Consider the following 16,132-nt stretch of genomic DNA (forward strand, 5'->3'; position numbering starts at 1 on the left):
CCAAAAAAGGGGAAAAGACGGCCCTGCGCGGGCCGCCGGCAGCAGCTATTTCTGGGCTTGCCAAGCGTTCTGCTGCACGGCAAAACCGGCACGCACGGCGGCGAGGGCTGCCACCCACAGGATCAAGCCGGCACCGAGGCAGCCGACGGGATGCAAGGGGCCGTGGCGCACGGTCAGCGGATAGCCGACCGCCCACACGCACAGCGCCATGCCGATCGCCACGTGGCGGCGCGCCTTGAACAGCCAGGCCAGTGGAAAGAAATGCAGGCCCACGATGAAAATGACGGCGGGTATGAACCACGCCTGCAAGCCCAGGTTTTTCAGGACGTTGCCGACGATGAAGATGGCGATCCATTGCCCCGCGTTCACGATATTGAACAGCCGGCCCACGCGTCTGGCCTGCGGCGTTTGTTCCGCCGCCGCATGCGCGGCCCGGTGGCGGCGGAACTGGCGCCACGCCAGCATGAACAGCAAGACGGTGATGCCGGCCACCGGCAGCAAGCGCAAGGGATGCGCGCCATACGTCTGCACGCACCAGGCGGCCACCCACAGGCCGCCAAACAGGGAGAAGAACATGGCGCCGATGGCGCTACGGGCAAGCGCGGCGGCGGGGTCGGGTTGCGGCAAGGTCATGGCGTGTTCTCGCAGTGAAAGAGCTTACTTCATCATCGCACAAAACGTTTCGGGATTGCCGTCAAGAATGACGCCGCTGGGCAAGCGGTGGCTGCGCTGCTGGGCCCGCAACAGGGACGCGGCCAGGGCCGAGTCCCCATCGACGGCGTACACGAAGACGGGCATGTTCAGGCTGGCGGCATCGGCCAGCAAGGCCGGGTTGGCGTCCAGGCTGCGCGCATCCACGTGCACGCCCGCCGGCATGCCGATCTGCTGCTGCACGCGCTGCAGCCACGGCTTGTCCAGCTTGGGCGGGCGGGCATTTTTCGCGATATAGCGGCTGACCCGGTTGGCGCCGGCCGCCTGCGCATTGCGCGCGTCAAACACGAGCAAACCCAGGTAGCCCTGCGGGTCGGCGCGGCGCGCGCACGCGAGGTTGTTCGGCACGCCCGAGGTCAAGAACCAGTTGCCGTGCTTGATGTTCGTACGCAACTGCCCCACCAGGGCAGCGATGGGCGCGCACGACGCCACCACATCCTTGATTTCCGCGTTCAGGGTCTTGGCCGGGAATGCCGTCGCCAGGTCGGCGACATCGCTGACGAACGGCGGCGTTTCCGGCGTGGCCACGCCGCGGTTCTTCATGCTGGCAGCGCGCCAGTCGTCGGCCGTCAGCTGTTTCACGGTGCGGGGCGAGCCCGTGTCGACCACTCGTCCTGTCAGCAGGTCGTGGTGCACCACCCAGCTGCCGTCACCCAGCAGCTGCAAATCGGTCTCGACGCCGTCCCAGGTGCCGAAATACGTGTTGCGCAGCGCGCTCAGCGAGTTTTCCGGCGCATTGCCCGCGCCCCGGTGCGCATGCACCTTCATGCCCAGGCAATCGGCCTGGACGGCCGTGCTGGCCATGCTGAGCAGCAAGGCCAGTGCGGCCGCCTTATTTTTGTTGCGGGTGATAGCCATAGTGAATTCCCTGCAAAACGTGGATGCGGATCGCTTCGTTGACGGGGTAGCTGTAGCCCTGCCCCACCGCCACGACGTGCGTGATATTGGCCAGCAAGCCCTTGCCGGCGATTTGCCAGCGCGTGCTGTCGCCGTCGGCCTGGCGGTTCCAGTCCAGCATCTGGCGGAACAGCTCGCTTTTCGTGACATTATTGTCCGACAGGGTAAAAATGCCCCAGGTTCCCAGGAAGGCGCCGGCCAGCACGCCCGTGGCGATCCAGGCGGAGCGTCGGCTCAGCTGGCCGTCGGCGCCCGCCTGCTCGCCCCGGCGCGCCGCCAGCACCAGCAAGCCCACGGTGGCGACCAGATACAGCAGCTTCGAGAAGTGGCCGATGGCGCCCAAGAGCGAAAAGAACAAGGCCACGGGCGGCACGATGGCCGCGCGCGCCGCTTCCTTGCCCTCTGCATAGTACTTGCCGCCCACTTCGAAGTCGTTGCGGCTGGCGCGGTACTCCACCAGCTTTTCCGCTGTCTGGCGCGCGGCGAACTGGTCGAACAGACGGCTGAACTCGGCCGGGCTCGCATACGCATCCTGCACCACGGCGCCCTTGGGCAAGCGCAAGCCCTTGCTCGCCTCGCTGCCATCGCCGCCGTCGGGCCCGTCGCGCAGCAAGGCCTGGATGCCGGGGCGCGCCACGAAGGCGGGGAAGGACAAGCCAGACGGAATGCGGTCGCCCTTGACGTGCAAGCCCTTGCCGGCCGCTTCCGACGCATAGCGGCGCTTGACGGCCAGACGGAACGATAACTGGTCGGCAGGATGCCAGTTGGCCGAGACGGGCACTTTCTTGCGCACATTGCTGACCACGGCCGCCTTGCGCCGCGCCGGCACGGAATGGGGCTGCCAGCCGTGGCGCGACAGGCTTTGCCGGTAATCGTTCCAGGCCGATTCTTGCTGCTGGCGCAAGCCCGCGTCGTCGTCGGGAATGATGCCCGAATACAGTTTCCACTTGTCGTGCACTTCGCCGATCGCCTGCTGGTACTTGTCATAGTAGCCGGCCGCGCCGCCCGCGATCTTGCGAACATTGAAGTTGATCAACTGCTCCTTGGCCGGCTCCATGCGCTCATCGAGGTGGCCGACCGAGACGGCCAGGAACGGAAACAGCGCGAGAAAAGCTTTTCCCTCGGGCTTGGCGAACAGGGTGGGATCGTCGACCAGGCCCTGCAATTGCAGGCTGCCGCCCACCAGCGAGCGCTGCATCAGGGTGGTGTTGAAAGCCAGGCGGCGAAATTGTGCATCGCGCGTTTCCACCAGCACCGTGACCGTGGTCTTCAAAATGCCGAACACGACCGCCGCCGTGGCGACGCAGCAAAAGACGATTTTTTTCCAGCTGGGGCCGCTGCCATTGTTCTTCAGCCGCCGGCGCCACATCAGCTGCAGCACCACCAGCGCGGCGGCGATGCCCGACAGGCTGCGGCCATAGAATTCCACGCCCTCCACGTCCTGCGGCTTGACGTCGCCGCCCACCACGTCGAGCAGGCGGGCATTGAAGCCCAGCTCGAAGCACAGGTACATGATCGTCAGGACGATCAGGATCAGGGTCTGCCGGATCTGCAGACTGCGCAAACTCGCGGCCATCTTATTTCCTCAGATCGATGACGACGGGCTTGATCTCTTCAGCCTGGAAAACCATGGGCGCCGCCGGCGCGGCAGCGGCGGCACGCGGCGCGGGCAGGCTGATGGCGGCGGGCGCCGCCTTGGCCGCGGTGTCCTGGCGGCGCGGCTTGGCGCTGGCGCGGCTACCCGCTTTCGGCGCGGCGGCCGGCGCAGGAGCGGCGGCCGGGGCAGCGGGAATCACGCGTCCGCTGTCATTGCCCGGCACGGTGGCGATGGCGGGGCCCGTGGCGCGCAAGGCGTCGTCGGCAAACGGCTGCGCGCGCGTATCGACGCCGGGCGGCACGGGCACGCTGGCGTTGAGCAAGCGGTTGTCCGTGTAGATCATGCGCGACAGGCGGTTGTAGTTGGGAAAATCGATATTCAGCGATTTCGCGTCCGCCGCCAGTTCCACGCGGGGGCGGTCCTGGCAATTGCCCACCGTCCACTGCAGCACGTCCGTGCCCTGGAAGGCCAGCACTTCATAGCGGTAGACGCAGTTGCGCTCCTGGGTTTCCACGATCACCACGGTGCGCTCGCCCACGTTTTCCACGCGCGCCACGCGGGCCGTGATGGCGTTGGCCAGCGGCACGACGCGAAACGCCTGCGACAGCTTGATGGAATACTTGCCTTGCGGGTCCTTGCGCAAGGTCCCTTCCGTGCCGTCGCGCAAGCGGAAGGTGGACAGCGGCGTGCCGAACAGCTCGGCAGTATCGAGGCCCATCATGACGCCGCCACGGCCGTTCGGCGTCATGGCGCAGCCCGTCAACAGGACGCCGGCGGCCACGCCAGCCATCAGCTTGCACCAGTGCGAAGATGCAAAATTTTTATACGTTGCCATACTTGATAACTTTCTCTTATTTCAGAATCAGGGATTGATGACGGCCAGCGGATTGCCCGGTCCCGGCGGCGGCAAGACTTTGCGGCGGTCGCGCGACAGCACAGTGAACGCGCCCAGGGTGTCCGGCCCGGCGACGATTTCCAGCTGCTCGCGCTGCAGCCAGGTGCGGATTTCCGCTTCCGTGGCCTCGGCGCGGAACAGCACGCGCGTGCGCACGCCCGTCTCGACGCCGCTGCCGCCATTGCGGAATTCCGCATTGCCGACGACGGCGTTGTCCTTCGGCAGGAACAGCCAGGCCGATTGCACCACCATCACGCTGGCGGCCACGGCCGTGACGACCTTCAGCCAGCGGTTGGCGTTGGCTGCCTGCTTGGCCGCCGGCACCGGTTTCACGGCAGCCGCAACATCGCTTGCAGGCGGCGCCACAGCGATCTGCAACTGCTGCAGCCCCTGGCGCAGCAATTGCCGGTAGGCCACGCGGCCATCCTTGCCCAGCTCAGTCGACAAGGGCGTGCCCGTCAGCGCATAGCCGTCGCCGGGCAAGGCCACGCGGGCAATCACGCCCGGCGCGGCCGGCGCCGTATTTGCGCGGCCGTGCAGCTCCAGCCAGCGCGCCGCCTGCAGGCGCTCCTGGCTGAACACGCCCAGGCAGGCGCCCAGGTCCGCCACGGCCAGGGTCACCGGCATGTCGCACAGCACCAGGCCCGCGCGGGGATCGGCGGGCGCGTCGCGCTCTTCGACGACGAGGCCGCAGGCGTCCGCATACGCCGTGTCGGGCGTGACGAGCCAGCCGCGCCAGCGCTGCTGCGCGCCGTCCCAGGCATCGAGCAGCACGGCGCCAAAGCCGGGGCAGCGCGCCAGCACATGGATTTGTCCGCCCGCGATGGGGCGCGCGGCCAGCGGCGCCGCATCGCTGCGGCGCGCAAAGCGTTGCATGACATGGTCCGGCACGGCGATGCCGCGCCAGTCGGGGGTTGCGCCCGCCACGTCCGACTCCAGCAGTTCGGCGGAAGAGGGCGGCGACGGCAAGCGGGCGGCAACGATGGTCAACGAGGGCGTCAATGCAGTCATGCCGGTGGCCTTTCATTCGGGTTCGACGGCGTGGACACGGGGTCCAGGTGCAGGGATAACGCGGCCACGCACAAAATATCCAAAACTATTTGCGCCGCCTGCAGGTCGCGCGCGGCCAGGGCATCGCCCACGCGCAGCTTGAGCAGGCTCAAGACCCAGCTGCCCAGCAGGGTGGCGCGGTGGGCCGGCTCGACTACCTGGCGCCCGGCACTGTCGGGATCGCCCTTCTGCCTGTGCACGAGGCCCAGCTTGCCGCCGTGGTAATGCGCGGAAGCAATTTGCTCGGCCAGTTCCTTGACGGGCATGCCGCCGCAGCCGCAATGGCGCAGCAGCAAGATCAAGTCGCGGGGCAAGGTGGCGATGAACACGTCGGCCGCGGCGCGCACCTGCTGCGGCGTGAGCTGGTAGTCGCGCAGCGGTTCCGCATACGCATCGGGCGCACGCAGCTCGCAGCCGTCTTGCGCATCGGCATCTTCCTCAATCCGCTGCTTGCGCAGCTGGTCGATGATGAAGCGCTTGAAGTACAAAAACAGGGCGCCGACGTGGTGGGGCGCCGCCTCGCTGTCGCTGTGCAGGACTTTTTCAATGAAGAACTGGTGGCGCAAGTCGGCCAGGGAATCACCGAGCGACGCCGCTTCGCGCGGGCGGCACGGCGTCAGCGCGGCGATGACGCGCTGGTAAAACTCGCCCAGTTCGCCTTGTGTCAGCTGCGGGCGGCGGGTCCAGAAAGCATGAATCCGTTCAAATTGTTCCGATTGCACAGCCGGTCCGATCGAGTGTTGGGCGCCACGCGCCACTGGCCGGCGGCAATGCGCACGGGCAGACAAGCAATGCGCTGGCCAGACATGAGAACAGACAAGAGAAACTTGTCAGTAAGGTAAAATGCATTTAGGCAATTTTCTCATATCAGAGTGGAAATCGCTAACTTTTGTTACTCACACGACAATCCCCCGAGACCCCGATGCATCGCCTGATTCCCCTGTTTTTCAGCCTCCTCTTTTTACTGGGCAGCAACGTGGCGCACGCCGCCGTGCCAGCCGCCATGCCAGCAGTGCCCGGCAAGCGCATCGCGCTGGTGATCGGCAACGCGGCCTATCCGCAGCCATTATTGAATCCCGTGAACGATGCGCGCGCCATGGCCGAGCGCCTGCGCCGCCTGGGCTTTGAAGTGCTGTTGCGCACGGATATCAATGCGGCGCAGCTGCAAAAGGCGTCGGCCGAGTTTTCCACGCAGGCGCGCGGCGCCGATATCGCCCTCGTGTTTTATGCGGGCCACGGCGCGCAGGCGGGCGAAGCCAATTATGTGCTGCCGCTGGGCGCCAACATGACCGCGCTGAGCGCGTCCGCCATCGCCGCGCAGGGCGTGTCCGTCGCCAGCCTGGCGGGCGACTTGCAGCGCACGGGCGCGCGTGGCGCCGTGCTGATCCTCGACGCTTGCCGCCAGGAATATACGCGCGGCGGCCCCGTGGCGGTGCCCGGCGGCAACAACGCGGCCAGCCACGGCTTTGCCGATACGGCCGCGCCACGGGGCGTGGTGATCGCCTATTCGGCGGGGCCGGGCGCGCTGGCGCGCGATTTCTGGTCGCCCGATTCGCGCAACAGCCCGTACACGAGCGCCCTGCTCGACGCGCTCGACGCCCCGGGCTTGCCCATGGGCGAGGTGTTTTCGCAGGTGGCGGCGCGGGTGGCCGCCATGACGCACGATGTGCAAAAGCCCCGCGTATCGTTCGGCGAAACGTCGGCCCGCCTGGTGCTGAACATGGGCAGCGGCAAGGGCGTCAGCCCGCCGGCGCCCGGTGTGCTGGCTTCCGGCAACAACGGCATGCGCGCGCCCCTCCCGGCGCCGGCGCCGGCGCCAGCGACGTCGCCCGCCGTCCCGGGCGCGAAAGTCTGGCCAGGCAATGTATTACAGGACATCAACTATGAAATCCGCATGCAGATCGCTGCCCGGCCGTTTCCCCGCCAGCAGCTGGAAAAGCGCGCACGGGGCGGCGACCTGGTGGCGTTGACGGCCCTCGGCTATGGCATCGGCGGCGGCGATGCGGGCGTCAAGCAGCCGAAGACGGGCATGCAATGGCTGGAAAAGGCGGCCGCCAGGGATTTCCCCATTGCCCAGACCTATCTGGCGGAATTGCTGATGGTCAAGGGCGACCCTGCCTCGCTGAAACGGGCCGGCGTGCTGCTGGACGCGGCTTCGCAAGCGGGCTACAGCCCCGCCCATGCGTATAAATTCGACCTGGCGCGGCGCACGGGCGCGCCGCCGCAGGATGCGGCCCGGCATTTGCAGGACGCCTTCATGGGCTTGATGAAGGATTACCAGGGCGCCGCCAAGGACCTGATGCAGCCGCCCAAAAATAATTCAAAATAATTTTGGATTTCCCTGAACTGGCCCCGTTATCCGGGGGTACATGCAATACAGCATGACAGTGACCAGGGAAATCCCATGCAAGCATCCAGCCCAGCAGCAATCACCACCGGCCAACGGGGCCGCATCCTCGCCTACCAGCCGAGCGGACAAGGTTCCGTCAGCGTGGCCGGCATCCAACATGCCTTCGACGTGGCCACCCACTGGCGCTCGGACGTGGCGCCCGCCATCAACGCCGTCGTCGACGTGCGTTTCAACGAGGCAGGCAGCCTCGCCACCGTCAGCGCCGTGGCGGCGCAGCAACTGGCACAGGAAGAGATGGCCGGCGCGGCCAAGCTGGCGCGCGACAAGGGCCAGCAACTGTGGGGCCAGGCCGTGTCGGCGCTGGGCATCAAGGTGCTGGCCAGCCTTGGCGTGCTGATCGCCGGCGCCTTTGTCTTCAACACCATCGGCATCCGTTTGTTCACCTCCGTCTCGCGCACCTATTGGCAGCTGCTGGGCCTGTCCGCGGACAGCCTGGAAAGCTTTGCCCGCGATGGCGGCGGCGGTTTTACGTCGGCGCAATTCTTCTTCCTGCTGGCCATTGCCGCCTGCTGCGCCACCATGGCCAGCAGCCACCCGAAAGCGGCACTGGGCAAGTGCGCCCCGCTGCTGTTCATCGTCATCCACAGCAGCTTGCTGTTCATCAAGATCAAGGGCGCCGTCAGCGATGCGGGCAACGCCATGGGCGGCATCATGGGCAGCCGCGCGGCCCGCATGGCCGAGCAGATGGCCAGCGAAATGCTGGGCCAGGTGTGGCAGGGACTCTCGTTCGGCATCGGCTTTTATCTGGTGCTGGCAGCTTCCATCGTCCTGGCCGCCTACGGCATCGGTGAATACAAACGTAAAACCATCGGCTAAGTCACCTCACACATTCACTAAAGGAAATATCATGCAACGTACCCTCCCCGCCCTGCTCGCCATCGCCGTGATCCTGTCCGCCTGCGGCAAGTCCGACACTGCAGCACCGGCCGCTTCCGCCCCCGTCGCCGCGAATGTCGCCGACCTGGCCGCGAAAGCCCAGGTGAAAGCGGCCGCCGCCAGCCTGCCACAGGCGGACCCGGCCACCCCAAGCGCCAGCTATGTCGACATCACGAGCGGCAACCAGTTGATGTACAGCTACATCGCCCTGTCCGGCGTGCCGCCCGACTATGCGGCCGTAGCGCAGCGCATCTCACGCGAATATGCGGGCAGCAACGACGCCTTCCGCAAGCAGGAAGTGCTGGACGCCCTGAAACCGCAGATCGACGCCAAGGTCAATGAGGCCAAGACGAAGCGCTACCTGCGCTACCAGATCAATGGCCAGGGCGCGCTGTCGCCATACGCGATGGACAAGGCCGCCTTCCCCGCCAAGTTCGCCGAAGCGGGCACGTATTACTACATGTACGACAACGGCGACTACAAGCTGGCCTTCACGAATGGCGATGGCTATTCCTTGCTGAAAGTGGACCAGGAGGCGGCGCGCAAGATCGAGGCGGCCCGCAGCGGCTACAAGGACTTCGCCATCGTCGTGTATGCCTACGCCCAGGAAGCGGACATGGCCAGCAACCAGGTCAAGGCGCAGATCGTCAAGGTGGCGATCAAGCTGAACGGGCAGGAAATTCCTGTGCAGCAAGCGCTGTAAGCACCGGAGCCTTTGCGTTACACTGTTCGCCACATTGCATCGGGATAGCGACATGGGCGAACAGACACTGGCGGAACAACATCTGGCAAACGGGCAACGGCTGCAGCAGGCGGGCAAGCTGATCGAAGCGATCAACGCCTACCAGGCCGCGTACAAGCAGGACCCGGCCCTGGCGGAAGCGCAACATTTCCAGGGCCTGGCCATGCTGGAACTGGGCCAGGGCGCCATCGGCCTGGGCTTGCTGAAACTGTCGCTCAAGCAGCAACCGGACAATGCCCTGTTCCACTACAACCTCGGCAATGTGCTGCGCGGCACGGACAGCGAGGGCGCGCTGGCCAGCTATGCCACGGCGGCGCGGCTGGCGCCGCATGAGCACGACTTCGCCATCAGCCATGCGGAATTGCTGTTGGGTAAACAGCGGCTGATGGAGACCATCGCCGAACTGGAACGTGCCCACGCGCTGCGCCCGCAGCGCTGGCAAACCCTGCAGGGCCTGGCCGAGCTGTATTACCGCACGGGACAGCAGGAACCGGCGCTGGCCCGCTATGCGCAAGCCCTGGCGCTGCACCCGGCGCTGGCGCAAACGTGCCGCATCGGCTTTGCCAGTCCGCAAGCGGAACATCCCGAAACGTTGACGACGCTCAATGCCATAGACACCCTGCACGATTTTATCCACGAAACGGACTTGCACATCGTCGACGACTTCCTGCCCGACCCCGCCGCCTGGCGCGCGCAGGCGCTGGCCTTGCCGTTCGAGCAGCAGCGCTATGCGGGACAGAATTATCCGGGCAGCCAGACGGCAGGCCAGCCCTGCCAGGCCATCATGGAGCGCATCGCCACGGCGCTGGGCCGTCCCATCCGCTTCATCTCGCCCGACAACGGCTCCTGCCGCCTCAGCTATGCAGACGCCATGGCGCGCACGGATATCCACGTGGACAATGAGACGGGCAACAATTTCAATTTCTATGCGGGCGTGCTGTATCTGAACCCGCCCGAGCAATGCCAGGGCGGCACCACGTTCTGGCGCCACCAGCCCAGCGGCTGGTACCGCAGACTCCCCGAGGCGGACGTGAAAGCGGGCGGCTACGCCAGCTTCAAGGATTTCCAGAAACGCTGGCTGCCGAACAGTAAAGTGCAGAAATTCAACGACTTACAGGAACAGCGCGACAGTTGGCAAGCGCTGCTGGAAGTGCCGATGCGCCACAACCGCCTGATCGTCTACAAGGGACATTATTTCCACTCGATCAGCAATGTGTTTGGCGACAGGCCGGAGAATGGCCGGCTGGTGCAGCTGTTTTTCTTTGAGGTGCCCGACTGAACCCCAAAAGCAAGATCCGGGGTCGTACCCTCAGGGTACGACCCCAGCATTTGCCGTTGGGTTTAATACATGTCCGCGGCGGTAGCCCGTACAGCCTTCAACAGCATATCGGCCCCCGGCGACAGCAAATGATCCTGCTGGCGGATGATGCCGAACGCATCCATCTTGCACGGCAGTTCGATGGGCAGAATGCTCAGCACGTTCAGCGATTCGTAGTAGTGGGCCACTTCCGTCGGCATCACGTGCAGGGAATCCGTCTGCTGCAGCAACGACGTGATCAGCAGCAAGGCCGTCGTGTCGACCACGTCCACGGGCGGTTCCAGGCTGGCGCGGCGGAACATCATGTCGAAGCGGTGGCGCAAGATGCTGCCTTGCGGCGGCAAGATCCACGGCTGGGCCGCCAGGTCCTTCAATTGCAGATTCTTGCGCGACAGCAGCGGATGGCCATTGCGCGCCACGGCGCTGGCCGGCTCTTCCGTCAATTCCTCGTAGATCAGGCCGGCGCTGCTTTCCTTTTCCAGGATGCGGCCGATCATGAAGTCCAGGGTGCCATGCTGCAGCATGTCCATCAGGGTGTTGCTGTGCTCCAGATGCACGCCGATGCGCATCAGCGGCGCCTGCTGCTTGATGCGGGCAATCGCCCGCGGCAGCAAGGCCATGGCCGGCGTCATGATGACGCCCACTTCCACCTGGCCCGTGAGGCCAGACTTCAGGGCCACGATGTCGTCATGCGCCAGCGACAAGCTCGTCAACGCCATGCGCGCGTGGCGTATCATCGTCTCGCCGTAAATGGTGGGCTCCATGCCGCGCGGCAACCTGTCGAACAGGCGCACGTCGAGCATCTCTTCCAGGTCCTTGATTTGCTTGGACGCGGCCGGCTGCGTCATGTGCAATTCCTCCGCCGCGCGGTGAATATTGCGCTGCTCGTCCAGGGCGATCAACAACAGCAATTGCCGCGTCTTCAGGCGGGCTCGCAAGAACCAGTTGGGGTTGAGGGTATCCATGAATAAATCATATCATGATCGATATCGAATACTGATGGATATCGATATTGTTGATATCGGTGTGTCTCCTTTTTGGGTGTGCTCAACGAGCGTTCAAGATGCCTTGCAAGCAGCGCTCGGGTTGGCGGCCGGACCCGCCGTCTGATGGATGAATTCGATGGTGCCGTCCGGCCGGTATTTCAACTCTTCCACGGCCACGGAACGCCGGTATTCTCCGCCGCCCGGCAACTTGTCGTTGTGATAGAAGATGTAGGACTTGCCGTTGAATTCGATGATGGCCTGGTGGATGGTTTTTACGATGGCATTCTTGTCCATGATGGTGCCGCGGAAATGCCACGGCCCCGTGGGCGTGGGCCCCGTCGAATACGCCGTCTCTTCCGGGAAGTTGCGCGAGTACGACAGATAATACGTGCCCGCATGCTTGTGCATATACACCGCTTCCGTAAACGCATCCATGCCGAAGGTCAGGATCGGGCCGTCCAGCTCCGTCATGTTGGGCTTGAGCTTGGCGTACTTCAAGACCGTGTTGCCCCAGTAAATATAGGCTTGCCCATCCGTGTCGATGAACACGGCGGGGTCGATATCGTCCCACGGAATCGCCGTCTGCTTCGTCATGTCGTTCGTGATCAGGGCGCTGCCGCGCGCGTCGACGAAGGGGCCCGTGGGGCTGTCGGACACGGCCACGCCGATGGCCTTGCCGGGGATGGTCCTGTGGTCGACGGTCGAGTAAAAATAGTATTTGCTGCCCCGCTTGACGATGTCGCCCGCCCACGCATCCTTGGCCGCCCAGGCGAAGGTGGAAAAGCGCACGGGCGAGCCGTGATCCGTCCAGTTGGCCATGTCGCACGAGGAATACACGCGCCACTCGTGCATGCGGTAATCCGTATCCGTGGCGCTCGCTTCATCGTGGCCCACGTACAAATACACGCGACCATTGTCGACCAGCGCGGCCGGGTCGCCCGTGTAGATATCCTTGACGATGGGGTTGGCCGCCTGCGCGCCAAAGGCTGCACAGGCGAGCGCTGCCGCCATGCCGATGGCTGCGGCACGTTTGTGTTGATTGAACATCAGATTAACTCCCGTTGGTATTTTTCTGGCCCATGGCCATCAGTCTTTGCACGACGCAAAAGACGAACAGCAGGCCGCCGATGACGATCTTGGTCCACCATGAGCTGAGCGTGCCGTCGAAGGCAATCAGGGTCTGGATGGTGCCCAGCACCAGCACGCCGGACAGGGCGCCCGCCACGTAGCCGTAGCCGCCGCTGAGCAGGGTGCCGCCGATGACGACGGCGGCAATCGCATCCAGCTCCGTGCCTTGCGCATGCAAGCCATAGCCGGACAGCATGTAGAACGAAAACAGCACGCCGCCCAAGGATGCGCAAAAGCCGCTGAACGCGTAGATCAGCACCTTGGTGCGGCCCACAGGCAAGCCCATCATCAGGGCCGACTGTTCATTGCCGCCAATCGCATACACGGCGCGGCCGAACGGCGTGACGTGCGCCAGCCAGATGGCCAGCAGCAAGGTTGCCACGGCGATCACCACGCCGGGCGACACAAAGCCGCCCAGGAAGCCCAATTGCGTCTGCGACATGGCCACGAACAGCGGGTCGTCGATGGTGATGGAATTGATGCTGATCAAGTAGCACAATCCCCGCGCCAGAAACATGCCGGCCAGGGTGACGATGAAGGGCTGCAACTTGAAATAATGGATCAGCGCGCCCATGCTGGCGCCGAATACGGCGCCCAGCGCCAGCACGGTGGCGATCACCAGGCTTGGCGGCCAGTGCGCCACGTTCAGCAGCCAGGCGGCGATCATGGTCGACAGGGCCAGCACCGAACCGACGGACAGATCGATGCCGCCGGAGACGATGACGAAGGTCATGCCGACGGCGATCACCAGCAAAAAGGCGTTATCGATCAACAGGTTGAAGATCACTTGCGTCGACAGCAGGCCCGGGTAGGCGGCACCGCCCAGGCCCAGCATCACCACCAGCAGCAGGACGGTGACGAGCGAGGTGAAATACGGGGTGTGCAGCAAGCCCTTCATGCTTTTCTCCGATGCAGCAATTGCTTGAATTCCGACGACTGCGACAGGCAGACGAGGAAGACGACGACGGACTTGACCACCATGTTCACCTCGGGCGGCACGCCCAGCGAATAGATCGTGTAGGTCAGGGTCTGGATGATGAGGGCGCCGATCATGCTGCCGACCAAGCTGAACTTGCCGCCGGCCAGGGAAGTGCCGCCCAACGTCACCGCCAGGATGGCGTCCAGTTCCAGCATCAGGCCCGCATTGTTCGCGTCCGCGCTCTTGATGTTCGAGCTGATCATCAGCCCCGACAGGCCCGCGCAGGCGGCGCAAAAGACGTAGACGAAAAAGATCAAGGTCGCCGTCCTGATGCCGGCCAGGCGCGCGGCCACGGGATTGATGCCGACGGCCTGGATGAACAGGCCCAAAGCGGTTTTCCGCATCAGCACGGCCGTGATGAGGAACACGGCAGCGACGAGGAACAGCGAAAACGGCAAGCCGAGCAGGTAGCCGCTGCCGATGAAGAAAAACGGCTGGTAGTAGACAGTGACGATCTGCCCATCCGTCAGCAATTGCGCCAGGCCCCGCCCCGCCACCATCAGGATCAGGGTGGCGACGATGGGCTGCAAGCCCAGGCCCGCCACCAGCACGCCATTCCAGGCGCCGCACAGCAGGGCTGCGCCCAAGGCCGCCGCCAGGGCCCAGCCCATGGGAATGTTGCTCACATAGGTGGGCACGCCGTTGTCCATCACCATGGTGCCGCCGATCAGCATGGCGGCCACGGTGCCGGACAGGGCCACGACGGCGCCCACGGAAATGTCGATGCCGCGCGTGGCGATCACGAGGGTCATGCCCAAGGCGGCCAGCATCAGGGGAGCGGCGCGGTTGACGATGTCGATCACGCTGCCGTACAAATGGCCGTCACGGATTTCCAGGTGGAAAAAGCCGGGGATGGCGAAGAAATCAACCAGCAGCAGCAACAGCAGCGCGGCCAGGGGCCGGCTCAGGGGGTGATGCAGAACGGTATGCACAATGGACGTATCCGTGGTGGTAGCCAGGCGCGCCGCCGGTGGCGCGCTGGAGGGCGTGGATAAACTCATGTGGCGTCTCCGGCGATCACTTGCAGCACGGAACTGTCGTCCAGCTCGCCGCGCGCATAGTCGCCGCACGCCTTGCGGTCGCGCATGACGACGATGCGGTCGCTGCAGCGCAGCACTTCCGGCAGTTCGGACGAGATGAACAGGATGGCCATACCCTTGCGGCAGAGTTTACCCACATAGCTCATGATTTCCTGCTTGGCGCGCACGTCGATGCCGCGCGTGGGTTCATCGAGGATCAGCATGGCGGGCGACGTCACCAGCCAGCGCGCCAGCAAGGCCTTTTGTTGATTGCCGCCCGACAGGCTGCCGATGGGCGTCTCGATGCTGGCCGTCTTGATGCCCAGCGCCTTCACGTACTCGTCGGCCAGCGCCTGCTGGCGTTTGAACGGGATGGCGCGCAGCAAGCCCGTGCGGGCTTGCAAGGCCAGGATGATGTTTTCGCGCACGGACAGCGACAAGATCGCCCCCTCGTGCTTGCGGTCTTCCGAGCAAAAGCCGATATCCTGGGCAATCGCGTCGCGCGGCACGTGGAAATGGCGCGGCTTGCCCTGCATGGTGATGGTGCCCGAGTCGGCCTTGTCGGCGCCGAACAGCAGGCGCGCCAGTTCCGTGCGGCCCGAGCCCAGCAAGCCGGCCAGGCCCAGCAATTCGCCCTGGCGGATGTGGAAATCCATGGGCAGCAAGGCGCCCTTGCGGCCCAGTCCCTGCGCTTCGAGCACGGTCGGACCGAAGCTGGCCGCGTCCGCAGCGTGCACCAGGTCCAGCGCCTGCTCCGGCGTGTCAAACGCCACGCCAATCATCTTGTTCACCAGCGCCAGGCGCGACAGTTCGCTGCACGCATACTCGCCTTCGCGCTCGCCATTGCGCATGACGGTGATGCGGTCGGAAATGGCGTAGGTCTGGTCCAGGAAGTGCGTGACAAACAGGATCGCCATGCCCTGCTCGCGCAAACGGCGCAGCACGGAAAACAGCAGGGTGACTTCCGCCTCGTCCAGGCTGGACGTGGGTTCGTCGAGGATCAGAACGCGGGCCGAAATGTTCAGCGCGCGCGAAATGGCCACCATTTGCTGGATGGCCAGCGGAAAGCTGGACAGTTGCGCCGTGACATCGATATCGATCTGCAATTGCTGCAGCAAGGCACGCGCCTGCTGCTGCATGCCACGCCAATCGATGCCGCCAAAGCGGCGCGGATAGCGGCCGATAAAGATGTTTTCCGCCACCGACAGGTTCGGGCACAGATTGACTTCCTGGTATACGGTGCTGATGCCCAACAGCTGCGCATCCGACGTGGACGCGGGTGCGATGGGCGTGCCGTCGAGCAGGATCTGGCCGCTGTCGGGCGTGTACACGCCCGTCAGCACCTTGATCAGGGTCGACTTTCCCGCGCCATTCTGTCCCATCAAGGTATGCACTTCGCCCGGATACAGGCGCAGGGCAACATCGCTGAGGGCTTTGACGCCGGGAAAGGTCTTACTGATGCCGCGCAACTCCAGCAAGGGAGCTGGCTCGGCAGTGTGATGCGCTTGCGTCTTCATCATGCGG

15 protein-coding genes are annotated in these 16,132 nt (G+C 64.7%); 4 read left to right on the forward strand and 11 right to left on the reverse strand.

The window, feature by feature from the left end; genetic code table 11:
- Window positions 1-45: 45 nt before the first annotated feature.
- From VPH41_RS21925 to VPH41_RS21950, 6 genes are all read right to left on the reverse strand, one after another.
- Window positions 46-633, reverse strand: coding sequence for a hypothetical protein (locus tag VPH41_RS21925; RefSeq protein ID WP_328571479.1), 588 nt, complete (start codon window positions 631-633; stop codon window positions 46-48).
- Window positions 634-657: 24 nt separating this feature from the next.
- Window positions 658-1,569 carry a glycerophosphodiester phosphodiesterase gene (locus VPH41_RS21930; protein WP_328571480.1) on the reverse strand — a complete coding sequence of 304 codons (912 nt, stop codon included), beginning with the start codon at window positions 1,567-1,569 and terminating at the stop codon, window positions 658-660.
- Window positions 1,544-3,184: a hypothetical protein gene (locus tag VPH41_RS21935; protein ID WP_328571481.1), complete on the reverse strand. Its 1,641-nt coding sequence runs from the start codon at window positions 3,182-3,184 to the stop codon at window positions 1,544-1,546. The genes VPH41_RS21930 and VPH41_RS21935 overlap by 26 nt, the downstream gene beginning before the upstream one ends.
- Before the next feature lies 1 nt (window position 3,185).
- Window positions 3,186-3,995: a hypothetical protein gene (locus VPH41_RS21940; protein ID WP_328571482.1), complete on the reverse strand. Its 810-nt coding sequence runs from the start codon at window positions 3,993-3,995 to the stop codon at window positions 3,186-3,188.
- 72 nt (window positions 3,996-4,067) lie between these two features.
- On the reverse strand, window positions 4,068-5,111 hold the full coding sequence (locus VPH41_RS21945) for a hypothetical protein (protein WP_328571483.1): 1,044 nt from the start codon (window positions 5,109-5,111) through the stop codon (window positions 4,068-4,070).
- The gene (locus VPH41_RS21950) at window positions 5,108-5,872 is read right to left on the reverse strand and encodes a hypothetical protein (protein ID WP_328571484.1); all 765 of its coding nucleotides are present in this window, start codon (window positions 5,870-5,872) and stop codon (window positions 5,108-5,110) included. The genes VPH41_RS21945 and VPH41_RS21950 overlap by 4 nt, the downstream gene beginning before the upstream one ends.
- A gap of 200 nt (window positions 5,873-6,072) precedes the next feature.
- Between VPH41_RS21950 and VPH41_RS21955 the strand changes: the two genes are divergently transcribed.
- The 4 genes from VPH41_RS21955 to VPH41_RS21970 all read left to right on the forward strand — a co-directional run bounded on the left by VPH41_RS21955 (window position 6,073) and on the right by VPH41_RS21970 (window position 10,457).
- Window positions 6,073-7,479, forward strand: a complete 1,407-nt coding sequence (locus VPH41_RS21955) for a caspase family protein (RefSeq protein WP_328571485.1) — start codon at window positions 6,073-6,075, stop codon at window positions 7,477-7,479.
- A 75-nt stretch (window positions 7,480-7,554) separates the two neighbouring features.
- Window positions 7,555-8,376 carry a hypothetical protein gene (locus VPH41_RS21960; protein ID WP_328571486.1) on the forward strand — a complete coding sequence of 274 codons (822 nt, stop codon included), beginning with the start codon at window positions 7,555-7,557 and terminating at the stop codon, window positions 8,374-8,376.
- 31 nt (window positions 8,377-8,407) lie between these two features.
- Window positions 8,408-9,139: a hypothetical protein gene (locus tag VPH41_RS21965; protein ID WP_328571487.1), complete on the forward strand. Its 732-nt coding sequence runs from the start codon at window positions 8,408-8,410 to the stop codon at window positions 9,137-9,139.
- A gap of 52 nt (window positions 9,140-9,191) precedes the next feature.
- A complete protein-coding gene (locus tag VPH41_RS21970) occupies window positions 9,192-10,457 on the forward strand; it encodes a DUF6445 family protein (protein WP_328571488.1) in 1,266 nt (421 codons plus the stop codon).
- Between the two features lie 62 nt (window positions 10,458-10,519).
- On the opposite strand, the gene VPH41_RS21975 is transcribed toward VPH41_RS21970, so the two are convergent.
- The 5 genes from VPH41_RS21975 to VPH41_RS21995 form a co-directional block, all read right to left on the reverse strand.
- Window positions 10,520-11,461, reverse strand: coding sequence for a LysR family transcriptional regulator (locus tag VPH41_RS21975; protein ID WP_070219038.1), 942 nt, complete (start codon window positions 11,459-11,461; stop codon window positions 10,520-10,522).
- A gap of 93 nt (window positions 11,462-11,554) precedes the next feature.
- Window positions 11,555-12,529 (reverse strand): glycoside hydrolase family 43 protein, encoded by a 975-nt coding sequence (locus tag VPH41_RS21980; protein WP_328571489.1) that lies wholly within the window; start codon window positions 12,527-12,529, stop codon window positions 11,555-11,557.
- Between the two features lie 4 nt (window positions 12,530-12,533).
- Window positions 12,534-13,508: a galactofuranose ABC transporter, permease protein YjfF gene (gene yjfF / locus VPH41_RS21985; RefSeq protein WP_328571490.1), complete on the reverse strand. Its 975-nt coding sequence runs from the start codon at window positions 13,506-13,508 to the stop codon at window positions 12,534-12,536.
- Window positions 13,505-14,590, reverse strand: a complete 1,086-nt coding sequence (locus VPH41_RS21990; RefSeq protein ID WP_328571491.1) for an ABC transporter permease — start codon at window positions 14,588-14,590, stop codon at window positions 13,505-13,507. Before VPH41_RS21990 ends, yjfF begins: the two co-directional genes overlap by 4 nt.
- Complete coding sequence (locus VPH41_RS21995; RefSeq protein WP_328571492.1) at window positions 14,587-16,128, reverse strand: sugar ABC transporter ATP-binding protein; 1,542 nt, start codon at window positions 16,126-16,128, stop codon at window positions 14,587-14,589. Before VPH41_RS21995 ends, VPH41_RS21990 begins: the two co-directional genes overlap by 4 nt.
- Between the last annotated feature and the right edge of the window lie 4 nt (window positions 16,129-16,132).

Source organism: Janthinobacterium sp. P210006 (genome assembly GCF_036231885.1).
Classification (GTDB): domain Bacteria; phylum Pseudomonadota; class Gammaproteobacteria; order Burkholderiales; family Burkholderiaceae_D; genus Janthinobacterium; species Janthinobacterium violaceinigrum.